This is a genomic window from Hymenobacter sp. IS2118, assembly GCF_000715495.1.
In the GTDB taxonomy this organism is placed as follows: Bacteria; Bacteroidota; Bacteroidia; order Cytophagales; family Hymenobacteraceae; genus Hymenobacter.
In genome coordinates, this window is the sequence record NZ_JNLX01000126.1 from 1 (window position 1) to 11,268 (window position 11,268).

The 11,268-nt window shown below is 63.6% G+C and carries 9 protein-coding genes; all 9 read right to left on the reverse strand.

The features are described from left to right. The coding region (locus tag GM79_RS10755) for a hypothetical protein (RefSeq protein WP_051718768.1) at nucleotides 1-1,193 on the reverse strand (1,193 nt) is incomplete at its 3' end. A gap of 907 nt (nucleotides 1,194-2,100) precedes the next feature. Next, a complete protein-coding gene (locus GM79_RS22980) occupies nucleotides 2,101-3,000 on the reverse strand; it encodes a hypothetical protein (protein ID WP_051718769.1) in 900 nt (299 codons plus the stop codon). Between the two features lie 180 nt (nucleotides 3,001-3,180). Continuing rightward, complete coding sequence (locus GM79_RS10765) at nucleotides 3,181-4,035, reverse strand: glycosyltransferase family 2 protein (RefSeq protein ID WP_235184040.1); 855 nt, start codon at nucleotides 4,033-4,035, stop codon at nucleotides 3,181-3,183. 35 nt (nucleotides 4,036-4,070) lie between these two features. Further along, nucleotides 4,071-5,357, reverse strand: coding sequence for a glycosyltransferase family 4 protein (locus GM79_RS10770; protein ID WP_051718770.1), 1,287 nt, complete (start codon nucleotides 5,355-5,357; stop codon nucleotides 4,071-4,073). Continuing rightward, nucleotides 5,354-6,403, reverse strand: coding sequence for a nucleotide-diphospho-sugar transferase (locus tag GM79_RS10775; protein WP_152559945.1), 1,050 nt, complete (start codon nucleotides 6,401-6,403; stop codon nucleotides 5,354-5,356). Before GM79_RS10775 ends, GM79_RS10770 begins: the two co-directional genes overlap by 4 nt. After that, nucleotides 6,372-7,631 (reverse strand): glycosyltransferase family 4 protein, encoded by a 1,260-nt coding sequence (locus tag GM79_RS10780; protein ID WP_035563520.1) that lies wholly within the window; start codon nucleotides 7,629-7,631, stop codon nucleotides 6,372-6,374. Before GM79_RS10780 ends, GM79_RS10775 begins: the two co-directional genes overlap by 32 nt. Before the next feature lie 47 nt (nucleotides 7,632-7,678). Further along, nucleotides 7,679-9,025: an O-antigen ligase family protein gene (locus GM79_RS10785; RefSeq protein ID WP_035563523.1), complete on the reverse strand. Its 1,347-nt coding sequence runs from the start codon at nucleotides 9,023-9,025 to the stop codon at nucleotides 7,679-7,681. Between the two features lie 25 nt (nucleotides 9,026-9,050). Continuing rightward, nucleotides 9,051-10,235, reverse strand: coding sequence for a glycosyltransferase family 4 protein (locus GM79_RS22985; protein WP_051718772.1), 1,185 nt, complete (start codon nucleotides 10,233-10,235; stop codon nucleotides 9,051-9,053). Next, a partial coding sequence (locus GM79_RS10795) for an oligosaccharide flippase family protein (RefSeq protein WP_152559946.1) occupies nucleotides 10,232-11,268 on the reverse strand: 1,037 nt, incomplete at its 5' end. The genes GM79_RS22985 and GM79_RS10795, both read right to left, overlap by 4 nt.

The following is an 11,268-nucleotide window of genomic DNA, read 5'->3' on the forward strand; positions in this document are numbered from 1 at the left end:
GGGGTGGTGGTAGGGGTCGTGCTGCCACCGCCACTGCCGCCCGGTCCGAGCGTTACATTGTTTTGGGCCAACTTCTGCTGCCAGATTGTTAGCTCGTTCTGCTCCACCGACAGGGTAATAGGGTTGGGCAAGTGCGTGGTGCCCGTGCAGGTGGCGCAGGCCCCGTTGGAAAGGTCATGGCGGTCCTGAAAAGGAATGGTATAGCCCGGATTGCGGTAGCCAATGGTGTTGTTCTGAATCGTATTGTTGTAGAACACACTACTCGACACCTGGTGGCCGTTGAAAACCGCCGTGGCGGCATACAGCGCGTTGAGCGGGGTGCCATCGGCCAGGTAGCCGCTGGTCACGATGCGATTGCTGTAGTACTTTATATCGTGTCCGGCCGCAATGTTCATGCCCGCGTTGCAGGTCGAAATGAACTGATTGTTGTAAGCTTCCAGAAAGGCGGGCACCGTGTTGACGGTGGTGCCGTCGCCGTCGGTGGTCATGCCCGTACCCGAGTAGGTTGAGCTGGTGGCGGGGTAGGGGTAGGCCCCTTGCACGTAGTTGTCGTGTACCCGGGCCGGACTCTGCGACGTGCCCCCCGAGTTATAGAAGTTAATGTTGTCTTCTACCGACGACAGGTTGGGCTCGTTAATCACCTGGTTCCAGGCAATTTCGATGTTCCCAATGTTGCGCACCGTGTTCAGGCCGATAAAGTTGGCCAGGTTGCGCCCGCCGTTGCGGGTTCGGCCGTCGATGTTGCGCACCCGGTTGCGCAGAATGCGCACCGTTTGGGTGGCCGAGCCGTCGCCGCTGAACTGGTAGATGGTGAAGCCGGTGGTGTGCTCCAGGTAGTTGTTCTCGGCCCGGATGTTTCGGGCGTTGGTGGCCGCAATGAAGCGCCCGCGGTACCGGTTGTCCTGCGTGGGCGTGGTGCCGTAAGCCTGGCTGTTCAGCACCGTAATATCACCAGGGGTGCCGTTGGCTTGAATCAGGTCGCCAGGTCCGACGATAATGCAGCTTTGTAGCGTCACCGGCGCCGAAGTGGCAATGGTGACCGCCGGCGTATTCGAGTCGGTGCTGCGATAATTGCCGGTGTAGCTGCCACCCTGCGTGATGGTAATGGGGCCTTGGTAAGTTACGCTCGGTACGTTTTGAGCCTGGCCCAGTGCCGGAGCCAACACCAACCCCAGCAGGGTGGTACGCAGCAAGGCGCAAATAAGATTATTCTTTGATTGAATTTTCAAACTGCGGGTTTTGGTTTTAGCAATAGCGTCCAGCTTAACTCACAAGAGTATCCGCATGACACTATAAATTAATAAAAGAACCCAGGTTGTTTTAGTGCAATTGTTGCCGAAGCCTAAAATGATTAAATTAACATTGCCACGCCTACACTTCAGCATTCCGGACTGCTGTGTATCGACAAAGCGGCGCTAAACTCACCCGCTGAAATGGCAGGGAGATTTTCACCATCAAAAACGTTTAATCAAGTAATACAGGGCTTTAATTCAACAACACAACTCCAACTTCCTCGGCCGGCGGCCCCCTGGCCTCCTGTTTTTGGCTTCTTTCGTTTAAGGTGAATCTACGCTTTCGCAAGAAGTCAACCCGATAAACTTACAAACCGAATTAATGTTCAACCTGTAAAGATTACACATCAATAATTTTTCTTCGTCGCAAATTTACAAACAAACGGGTCAAATGGTTCCTTCAAATATGATTGCTACTACCGGCGAAGCCCGCCAGGTACATCAAGCCGGGATAGCATATTTCTGCTTTATGCCCTTTTTTTGAGTCGTCAAGGCCAGAAATGGCTATATTCATGAAGGAGAAAAAAACCGAAAAAAAGGGGGGGCAACAATTTGTTGATTAACAAATTGTTGCCCCCCCTTTTTTTCGGTTCGGCACTAAATCCGGCGTTTAAGTAGCGAGCCCCAAGCTTCAATAAGTAAGCTCCAGTCTTGCCTACTAAGTAAACAGCTGGTTGCCCTGGGCGTGGGGTGCGCTGGCAGTTACCCGCCTGCTCAATAGCGGCAAAATTGCTTTTATTATGCGGCAAGACGCATGGTGTTGGCCGGCCCCGCATTGCGCGCCCCCGAACGGCGTTTCCACGCATCGTCACTGGTCCAGAAACACTGCAAAGTCACTCAGTTTCAGCTCCTGGGTTGGGTGATGCAGGTGGCAAAGCGGTACCTCGCCATAAAACGAGGCCCACATGGAGTAGGAGCTGGGCGGCCCAAGCAAATAATCGCAGCCCGCCAAGGCGTAAAGGTCCTCTACAAAATGCCCGCTGCCGCGATGAACGGGCAGGCCGGCGAAGGCATTCAGGTCCAATTCTTCGTCGGAGCACAGCAGAAACACTACGCGCTGCCCAGGGTCGAATTGCGCCTGTAGTGCGCGCAAGTGGCCCGCGTACACGGCATTTTCATAGTAATACTGCCCTTGGGCAAAGGTGGCATAATCGCCGCGCCGGATGTGAACCCCCACCAGCACCTCAGCCGAAAGGCGGCAGCTGGCCAACACGGCACAAACGGCCTGCCGGTGCAGAGGTACCAGGGCAAAAAGCCGGCGAATGAGGCTGGCGTGCTGCGCAAAGCTGGGCCGGTCGCGGAAGCACCAGCCGTGCAGCAGCACCGGCCCCTGCCGCGCCCTGGCCACGTAATGGGCCGCGCGCAGGTCGTAGGTGCCGGCATTGTCGTCGAGGTACAGCAGTGCGGGCAGGCCAACCCACGCCGGCAACCAACGGGCTACGGCGGCTACCCCCCGGAAAACCTGGGGCCGCTGCACCAGGCTCATCAGCAGCTCCAGTACGCGGGCCAGCCAGCGGCGCCGCAGCACGGCCACGCGCACGGGCAACGCCCCAAAATCATCGGCCGCCGGGGCAACAAAATAAGGGGCGTAGGCCGCAAAGCTGGGGTTGGCCACGGCATAGCCGTACTCGGTGGCATTGGCCACGAGGTGCGCAAAGAGAAACAGCCGGTTGCCCAGCTGTCCGAATCGTTTTACCAGAATGACCATGACGGGGGATGCGGAATATTTTACAACAGGCGCCGAACCAGTACGCAGCTGCCCATGCGCCAAAGCCGGACAGCTGCGCTGCTTATGAAGTTGTGCAAAAGCAGACGCACATTAAATAGTTGTCAACCAACTTGATAATCAAAATAAAAATTTACCAACTTGCAGCTTAGAGTGCACCGCTTAACGAAGAAAGTACCCCAGCAGCCGGCGTAAGTAGCCATTGACCAGGAAAAACGGCAGGAAAAAAACCGGCGCATTCTTGACGGCGAAGTAGGTGAAATTGCGCAGGTTGCCGCCGCCCTGAATGCCAAACAGGTGCTGGTAATAGCCCCGCAGACTGCGCTGCCGCCGCGTTTTGGCCTGGCCGCTCTCGTCGGGGTAAGTGAGCAGGTGGGTATCGTAGTTGATGTATACCGGGAACCCGGCCCGCCGGGCCTGACTGGTGAAGTCATAGTCGGCCAGGTAGTGGGGCAGGCGGCGCTCATCAAACAAGCCCTGCATGCGAAACACCATGGCGGGAACGAGCAGGCCCCGGCCCGGCAGGTAGGTGACGGGGTGCAGTCCGCACTGGTCTTCGGGCGGCAGGCTGGCGAGCAGGCTATGGCGGCTGTGGGTCAGAAAACTGAAGGTTTCGCCCCCAAAAACGGTTTGCCCGGTGCTAGCATCCAGCTCCACGGGGCCGAGCAGGGCCCTGGGCTGGCGATGGGACCAGCGGAGGACTTTTTCAATAAAATCGGGGGGAGCAACTACATCGTTGTTAAGGGTCATGATGCGGTCGGCGTCGTAAGCCAGCGCGTAGCGGATGCCCAGGTTCACGGCGGCGGTCCAGTAGAGCTGGCCGCTGCCGGGGAGCACCTGCACTTCGGCAAAGTCGCGGGCCAGGCTTTCGCGCGTGTCGTCCGTTGAGCCATCATCGACGACAACGACCCGGAAATGCCGCACGGTTTGTTGCCGCAACGATTGCAGGCAGGCCTGCGTGAACGGCCAGCGGTTGAAGACGGGAATGATGATGTAGAGCATGGCCAGCAAAGTCAACGACGAGCAGTGAGGTGGAATACAGGGGCCGGTTTTCAGTGCCTGACAGTGCTCGGCTCGGCGGAGGCCGGCACCAGGTCCGAGAGCACATGGGCCGCATCGGAGGCGCGCAGCAGCAGGCGCGTCACCAGCTCCGGCCAGCTCTGCTGCCGGGCGTAGGCAAAGCTGGCCCGGCCCCGGTTTTCCAGCTCGCTGGGGTGGTCGTAGAGGTATTCCACGGCGCGGGCCAGGGCGGCGGCCGTGGCTTCGGGCGACTCCACCGCCACTTTAATGCCCGCGTCGTTGGGAATGAAGTCGGTGGCGCCGTGGTGGTCGAGGGTCAAAATGGGCAGGCCCATGGCCATCGACTCCAGGTACTGGGCCGCGTAGCTGTCGCGCAGGCTACAGAGCATGAACAGGTCGTGGGCCAGAAAAGCGGCCCGTACCGTGGCGTAGGGCGCGTTGCCGTGCCAGGTCACGCGGTTTTGCAGGCCCGCAGCCGCTATCCAGCCCGGCAGGAGCGGGGCCACCGGCCCATCGCCGTAAATGTTGAGATGAAACCGCACCCGCGGATGCACCCGTCCCAGGGCTTCCAGCACCAGGTGCAGGCCCTTGCGCGGAAACAGCCGGGCCAGCCACAGTATGCGCAGCTCGCGCCCAGGCAGCGGCTCGCGCACCGGATATTCGGGCGGGAAGTAGCTCATTGGCAGGGCCGTGCTCATGGCCAGCTCGACGTGGCGGGCACCCAGCTGCCAGGCCAGCTGAGAGGTTTCGCGGTTGGCCGCGAACACCAGGGCGGCATGCCGCAGCGTCTGGCGCACGTTGGGGTCGCAGGCAACGAGCAGCTGGCTCACGGCATTGCGCATGGTTTCGGTTTTAAACCAGTCGGGCAGGTACTGGCGCAGCTGTGGCGGGGCCTGCTGCCCGCCCCCCACGGGCCCGAAAATGAGCGGCCGGCCCAGCCGCCACAGCCAGGAGGCAAACTGCAGGCTGCCGAAGGTGACGTGGTGCACCAGGTCGAAGCACACGCGCTGGTCGAGGGGGCGGGCTACCTGCCAGGCCCGGTACTGCCACACCATGTAGTGCAGGTAAACCCCAAATTGCCAGCGGTATAGAAACTCTACCCAGCCCGGCACCTTCACAAACAGAAAGTGCAGCCGCTGAGCAGCCGGATGGCCGGCACGGGCACGCATCTCGGCCATGACGGCCTGCTGCCCCCACGGCGTCGTGAGGCACCACACCTCGTGGCCGAGGGTGGCCGTTTCCCAGGCCCAATTGAAGCCGTTGCCGCCTTCGCCGCCGTGGGTGGGGTCGCAGGCGTAGGCTGAAAGCAGGATTTTCATTGCGGGGCGCCTTTCATAATGGATGCGGTGACGACCAGGCCCGCGGCGGCCGGCCCGACACTAAACGGAACCGCCGGGCGCAGGAGGCTGCGCAGCTTGGCCCACAGCCGCCCGGCCAGAAAGCTGCGAAACTGCTGCCGGTCGCGGGGCCGGTCGTGGAGCACCTGGTCGGGGTGGGCCAGCGGCCAGTGCAGCTGGCCCGTGGGCAGCGCGGCGTGCGGGTCGGAAGCGTCCTGGGTGTGCGTGGCTTCGGCGTGGCCAAAGCCGATGTTGGTGACCAGGTTCACGCTGGGCATGATGGCCAGGCCCTGGCGGGCGGCCCGCGCAAAATGCCATTGGTAGTCCCAGGTGGTAAATGGGCGCGGGCCCCGGTACAGCTCCCAAAACTTGCTCATGAAATAATGCGCCTCCAGCCGGCTGCTGAAGCTCGCGCGCAAGCCATTGCGGGCGGCCAGGGCCGGCAAGGCCCGCAGGTGCAGGTCGTAGTGCTGCCAGGCCCGGCGCCAGGTGGCCCAGCCCCAGGTGTGCACCTGCTGCGAGAAAGAGTAGGCCGGCGCCCCAGCCGGCAGGGCGGCGCCGGCAGCCGGGCCAAAATTGTTGCCCCCAATGTGCATCACCCCACTGTGGTGGCGGTAGCGGGCCAGCAGCTCGGCGCAGAAAGAAAAAAACTCCGGCGTGGGCAAACAGTCGTCTTCCACAATAATGCCTTCCGGCTCGTGCGCAAAAAACCAGCTGATGCCTTCCGATACCGCCACGCTGCAGCCCAAATTATCCGCCCGAAGCAGCGTGTGGACCTCGCAGCCAGCGCGGGCCGCCACCTGCTGCACTACGGCCAGCACCTCGGCGCAGCGGGCGGCATCGGTGGGGTGGCCGGGGCGGGGGCCGTCGGCCGCAACGTATAGGCGGCGCACGCCCGCCGCCAGCAGCCGGTCCAGTACCTGGGCCGTGGCGTCGGGGCGGTTGAAAACCAGGAAGAGCACGGGCGTATCGAAAGGCACCGGAGCGGGGGACCTTTCAGCGGGCGGGAAACTGGGCGACGGCATCATGGCGGATAAGATTTGAAGACGGGCGGAAAGAAGGGGCAGGCGCTATGGCCAGTGGACTGACTTCCAAGCCATAGCGCACCGCCTGATAAATTTCGAAGGTGCGGCTCAGTACCGTGGCGGGGTTGTGGCGAACGTGGGCCACGGCTTGGGCCCGGGCCGCCAGGCGGGCGCGCAGGGCCGGGCTGTGGTGCAGACGCAGCACCTGGGCCGCGATGCTCTCCGGCGTGAGCTCGGCAAAGAGACCTGTTTCGCCATCTTCGATGAGGGAGCTGACGCCGCCCACGTTGGTGGCCACCACGGGCAGGCCGGCCACCTGGGCTTCGCACACACTGTTGGGGCTGTTGTCGATGTAGGACGGATGGATGAGGCACTCGGCCTGGCGGCAGAGCTGGGCCAGCTGCTCGGCCGTTTGGTAGCCCCGGTACTCCACGTCGCCGGGCCGGAGGTGGCGCAGGGGGTAGCGGCGGTAGGCATCGGCCACTTCGTTGGGGTAGTGGCCGCCGGCAATCACCAGCTTCAGGTCGGTGGTCTGGCGAATGATGTCGAAGGCCGCCAGGGTTTCCTGGTAGCCTTTCATCACCTGCGAGCCGCCCATAAACAGCAGCACGGGCCGGCCGTCGGGCACCGTCCGGGGCAGCTCGGCCGCCCTAAAAAACGGCTCGCGGATGGGTTCCCAGTTGTGGTAGATGTGCGCCTTCGGGTTGAACCGGGCCATGTGGGCGGCATCCCAATGGGTGCGGCAGGAAAAATTGGGTATCAGGGGCAGGTACTTGCGCTCGTAGTAGCCGCCCAGCAGCCACTGCACCTTGCGCCACGACACCAGGCCGGGCACCCACTTCACGCATTCCGACACCAGGCCCTGCACCGACAGCAGCAGCGGCGTGTCGAGGCCGGCCGCGGCCGCCGGAAACTGCAGCTCCGAGCCGTGCAGGTGCAGCAGGTCGTAGTGGTGGGCGTGTTGGCGCAGGTAGCTGGCCGTGATGGCGATGCGCTGCCGGTAGAGCGTGAGCAGGTCCTGGCGAAAGGTGGGGGTGCGCAGGTAGATGAAATGGATGCCCTGGTTGTCGAGCTCCTCCACCGGCTGCTCCTGGTTGGGGTTCCAGCTCAGAATGGTGAGCTGCACGCGGGGGTATCGGCTCAGCAGGTCGGCCAGCGTCACTATCCAGGGCACGGGGTGTTCGCGGGTGATGCGCGGCGAAGGATACGCCGCAAGCCATAGAATTTTCATGGCCGAGAGGAGTTAAAGGTGAAGCGAAAGCCGGGGGATGGCGCCGGTCAGGAACTGGCCCCGACGCGGGGCGGATGCGCGGCCAGCAATTGGGGCGCAGGCACTACCGGGGCGCCGCGTTGGGAGAATGGCAGGGACTTGTGAGGCCCCGTTTTTTTTACGGCTAGGAGCGGGGCTGCCGGCGCGGGCCTGCTGGTTGTGGCCAGCAGCAGGCCAATGAAACCGTAGGAATAGATGGGCCAGTCGTAGGAAAGCCCGAAGCCGGGAAACGTGACCACGAAAGCCAGCAGGGCCGCCGTGCTACCATCGAGGGGCGTGAGGCGGAACAGACAGCGGCCGAGCAGCACCCCCGGCACCAACAGCACCAGCAGCACCCCCAGAAAGCCAAAGTAAAACATCCGGTCGAGGTAGAAACTGTGGAAGTGATGGCCGGTGAAATCGGGCCACACCGGTTCGCCCGAGTCGAGGCTGTAGAACTGCACGGGCACTTCAAACCCTTCCAGCCGCCAGCCCGCCACGGGCCGCTCCCACACCAGCGGCAGGTACGACTCGTACTGCTGGAGCCGAAACGTGCCGGTGCCCTGCGTGGTGGGGTGTTTAATGTCGCCAATGCTTTTGGCCAGCTTCCGCACCACGTCAGGGTTTTCGAGCACCACGGCCAATCCGCTGGCCATGCCCAGGCCGATGCCGAGCAGGGCCAGCACCAGCAGCCGCGAACCCCACGCCCGGGCCTGCGGCACCCGCAAGGCCAGCAGCCCGAAGTCGATGACCAGGGCAGCAGCCGTGCAGACCCATACCGTGCGGTGCTGCAAAAACACTATCAGCCCCAGGCACAGCAGAAAAGCCAGCCCGTAGAACAGGTTGTTGCTGCACACGTAGAAGTTGAGGCATAAGAGCCCCACCGGCAGCAGCAGGTAAGCCGACGTAACGCTGAAGCCCCGCTCCGTTTCCAGGAACGAGCCCAACGATAGCGCCTCGGGATAAATAACGACCAGACTCAGCAACAGAGTGGGCAGCAGCACGGCCACCAGCTGCGCCGAAGACGGTGCCGGAAAGCGCCGGTGAAAGGCATACAAGCCAAAAAGCGGCAGCAGCATGGTGAGCTTGCCGAATACGTGCGGGTACTTGGCCCACGAGTGCCAGCCGCCGTAGGACTCCAGGGCCAGTGCTGCCATGCAGCCCAGCACCACCCCCAACCACAGCCGCACCACCGGTTGCATGTAACGGTAGTAGCGTCCGGCCGCCAGCAGTGCCAGGGCCGTTAGTGCATACTCGTAGGGCAGTGCCAGCCCCGATTCATTCGCCTTCCCAAAGAAGAAGGCATTGAAGGCGGGGTTGGTGAAGAGCACGGCCAGCAACGGCAGCAAATACAGAAAGCGCAGGTTGAGTTTCATAGCGGCACCCAGGTACCTGGGATAGTCAGTTCACGAGTTCGGGCCGGGCGGCGGCCGGCGATGCATGGAAATGCTGCCGCACCTGCTCATAAAAATTCAGGGTGGCGTCCACCATCTGTCCCACTCCAAAATGCGTGGCGGCGTAGGCGGCCTGCTCCTGGCTGAGCCTCTTGCGCAGGGCCGGCGCATCCAGCCACCTGTTCAGTACCCCGGCCAGCCCCACCGGGCTGATGCTCGGTTGCAGTAGCGCCGTGGGCGTGGCGCCAAGCACCTCGGGCACGCCGCCCACCGCCAGGGCCAGCACCGGCACGCCGGCCGCCATGGCTTCCACCAGCACCAGGCCAAAGGTTTCGTGGGTGGCCACGTGCACGTACAGGTCGGCGCAGTGTAGCAGCGGCTGCACCTCGGCGTGGTAGCCCAGCAGCACCACTACCTCTTCCAGCCCGTAGTCGGCAATGCACTGGCGCAGCAGGGGCTCGTCTTCGCCCTTGCCCACCAGGCCCACCACAAAATCCTGGCGCTGCTGGTGTAGTGCGTGGGCGGCATGCACCAGCAGCAGCTGGTTTTTGCGGGTTTCAAGTTGCCCGATGTTGAGCAGAATGTGCCGGCCGGGGAAACGTTGGCGCAGGGTAGCGGGCACCGCGGCGTGCCCCCGGCTCAGGTCCACGCCGTTGTGCACCACCCGGCTCAGGCAATGAGGCGGCAGCGCCCCCCGCACCACGCCCAGGCCAAATGCCGACACCCCGATAAAGTAGTCGGTACGCGCCAGCAGGTAGGCGTACCAGCGCTCCGTGGTTCGCGCCGCCCAGCCGCTCCGTGGCGTCTGGCGCAGGTCGTCGGCGGCGGGGTGGGCATTGAAATGGCCCGTCACCACCACGGGCACCCGGCGGCCGAGGGCTTGCCGGGCCGCCTGGCCACTGCCCAGGTCCTGGGCATTCACCACATCGTAGGGGCGGCGGGAGTCGATGCCCCAACGAATGTGCAGGTAGTACGCTACGGTGGTAGAAAGGGCGCGCAGCACCGGCCCCAGCCGGCGCAGCACGTGCCGCAGCGCCGCCACCTGCTGCCGCCGTGGCCCCGTGAGGGTAGCGGGCGTCACCACGTCCACGTGGTGGCCGCGCTGGCGCAGCTGCTCGGCAAGCTGCACGTAGTGCACCCGCACCCCGGAGGGCGCGTCGGGCTTCAAAAACGAAACCAGTAGAATATTCATGGCCGCAGGGGAGCCGCCGGCTCAACACCCGGTGCATAGGAGGCCAGCGGGGCCTTTCGCTCCAGAAACCGCAGGTAGCCGGCCAGCGCGCGGGCCCCGGCACCAGCCGCGTTTCCCGGCCGCAGGCGGCTCAGAAATCCCTGCAGCTCGGTGCGTAGGGCCGGCAGCGGCCACAGCAGGCCCAACACCCCCAGGGCCAGGGTCCCGGCCAGCATCAGCACGGCCAGCATGGTGGGGGCAGGCCACGCCAACGGCCGCAAGCCCGTTTGCAAAAGGCTCAGCCCCGCGCCCAGGGCCAGGGCATGAACCAGCCCCGGCCCGTAGGCGGCCAGCAGGCGCGGGTAGGGCAGGGCCAGCTCCTGGTGCATAAGCCGCAGAAACAGCACCGTGCGCACCAGCTCATTCAGTACCAGGGCCCCGGCAAAGCCCGCCAGCCCTTGCCCGCGCAGCAGGCCAAAAAACACCAGCAAGCTGCCCAAGGCCAGCAGGTTGACCCTGATTTTGGCGGATAAGGCCGCCCGCGCATCGCACACAATGCCCGCAAACATGGTAATCAGGCTAAGCGGCACCGCCACGCAGAGGATGCGCAGCACGGGCACGGCCGCCTCCCAGCCCGGCCCGAGCACGGCCCGCACCAGTACCGGCGCGGCCACGGCCACCCCGGCCCCCAGGGGCAAAATGCCCGCCGCTACCAGCGTGATGCTGCTCAGGTACACCCTGCTCAGCTTGGCACGGTCGGCCTGCACCTGGCTGAAGGCCGGGAACAGCACCCGCGACACACTGCGCGTGAGCAGGTACAAGGGCAGCGTAATCAGCATGGATGCCCGGTTGTAGATGCCCAGCATGGCCGCTCCCAACAGCCGCCCGATGAGCAGCGTGTCGAGGGAGCTGGTGATGAATTCGATGAAGCTGGTGAAGGTGATGCGGGTGCCGTAGGCCAGCAGCGGCCGGTAGTGCGCCCACCGCAGGTACAGCCGCAGGCTGTGGCGGGTGACGGCATAAGCCAAAACCGCCACCAGCAACCCATGCGCCA

Bases quoted from the DNA above. Each gene is read 5' to 3' on its own strand.
- GM79_RS22980 (WP_051718769.1), bottom strand. From the start codon at position 3,000: ATGGTCATTCTGGTAAAACGATTCGGACAGCTGGGCAACCGGCTGTTT.
- GM79_RS22985 (WP_051718772.1), bottom strand. From the start codon at position 10,235: ATGAATATTCTACTGGTTTCGTTTTTGAAGCCCGACGCGCCCTCCGGG.
- GM79_RS10770 (WP_051718770.1), bottom strand. From the start codon at position 5,357: ATGAAAATCCTGCTTTCAGCCTACGCCTGCGACCCCACCCACGGCGGC.
- GM79_RS10775 (WP_152559945.1), bottom strand. From the start codon at position 6,403: ATGATGCCGTCGCCCAGTTTCCCGCCCGCTGAAAGGTCCCCCGCTCCG.
- GM79_RS10780 (WP_035563520.1), bottom strand. From the start codon at position 7,631: ATGAAAATTCTATGGCTTGCGGCGTATCCTTCGCCGCGCATCACCCGC.
- GM79_RS10785 (WP_035563523.1), bottom strand. From the start codon at position 9,025: ATGAAACTCAACCTGCGCTTTCTGTATTTGCTGCCGTTGCTGGCCGTG.